Origin of the sequence: Paraclostridium sp. AKS73 (genome assembly GCF_025671395.1) — a bacterium.
GTDB classification, from domain to species: domain Bacteria; phylum Bacillota; class Clostridia; order Peptostreptococcales; family Peptostreptococcaceae; genus Paraclostridium; species Paraclostridium benzoelyticum.
The window spans coordinates 1-832 of the sequence record NZ_JAIXHU010000086.1; the positions used below are offsets into that span (position 1 = coordinate 1).

General features: G+C 52.5%; 9 tRNA genes. All 9 read right to left on the reverse strand.

Features of this window, described 5'->3' with window-relative positions:
- Positions 1-32 precede the first annotated feature (32 nt).
- The 9 genes from LEQ07_RS19685 to LEQ07_RS19725 all read right to left on the reverse strand — a co-directional run bounded on the left by LEQ07_RS19685 (position 33) and on the right by LEQ07_RS19725 (position 810).
- Positions 33-108, reverse strand: a tRNA-Asn gene (locus LEQ07_RS19685).
- Between the two features lie 16 nt (positions 109-124).
- A tRNA-Asp gene (locus LEQ07_RS19690) sits at positions 125-201 on the reverse strand.
- A gap of 5 nt (positions 202-206) precedes the next feature.
- Positions 207-282 (reverse strand) — tRNA-Val (locus LEQ07_RS19695).
- Between the two features lie 10 nt (positions 283-292).
- A tRNA-Gly gene (locus LEQ07_RS19700) sits at positions 293-366 on the reverse strand.
- 9 nt (positions 367-375) lie between these two features.
- A tRNA-Glu gene (locus LEQ07_RS19705) sits at positions 376-450 on the reverse strand.
- Positions 451-464: 14 nt separating this feature from the next.
- A tRNA-Met gene (locus LEQ07_RS19710) sits at positions 465-540 on the reverse strand.
- Positions 541-554: 14 nt separating this feature from the next.
- A tRNA-Leu gene (locus LEQ07_RS19715) sits at positions 555-643 on the reverse strand.
- Positions 644-655: 12 nt separating this feature from the next.
- A tRNA-Cys gene (locus LEQ07_RS19720) sits at positions 656-729 on the reverse strand.
- Between the two features lie 4 nt (positions 730-733).
- Positions 734-810, reverse strand: a tRNA-His gene (locus LEQ07_RS19725).
- Positions 811-832 lie beyond the last annotated feature (22 nt).

The following is an 832-nucleotide window of genomic DNA, read 5'->3' on the forward strand; positions in this document are numbered from 1 at the left end:
AGCTGCTCTACCGTTGAGCCACACTAGCATATTGGCGGGAATAACAGGACTCGAACCTGTGACCCATTGATTAACAGTCAATTGCTCTACCAACTGAGCCATATTCCCGCGTATTTAATTATTTTGGCGACCTGGAAGGGACTCGAACCCTCGACCTCCAGCGTGACAGGCTGGCATTCTAACCAGCTGAACTACCAGGCCGCAATTGGTGGGACTAACAGGGCTCGAACCTGTGACCCCCTGCTTGTAAGGCAGGTGCTCTCCCAGCTGAGCTATAGTCCCATATTTATTCTGGAGCGGGTGAAGGGGATCGAACCCTCACAGCCGGCTTGGAAGGCCGGAACTCTACCATTGAGCTACACCCGCATATTTAATTGGTGACCCATAGGGGAATCGAACCCCTGTTACCGCCGTGAAAGGGCGGTGTCTTGACCGCTTGACCAATGGGCCTTATAAAATTTTAATGGTTGCGGAGGCAAGACTCGAACTTGCGACCTTCGGGTTATGAGCCCGACGAGCTGCCAACTGCTCCACCCCGCGATGTTTTATTAAAATGGTGCCGAAGACCGGAATCGAACCGGTACGAGAGGTAAGTCCCGCAGGATTTTAAGTCCTGTGCGTCTGCCAGTTCCGCCACTTCGGCATTCAATTTTTATGGAGGCGACACCCAGATTCGAACTGGGGATCAAGGAGTTGCAGTCCACTGCCTTACCACTTGGCTATGTCGCCTTATTGGGGTGGATAATGAGAGTCGAACTCACGACCTCCAGAGCCACAATCTGGCGCTCTAACCAACTGAGCTATACCCACCATATATTGGTCGAGGTGGAGG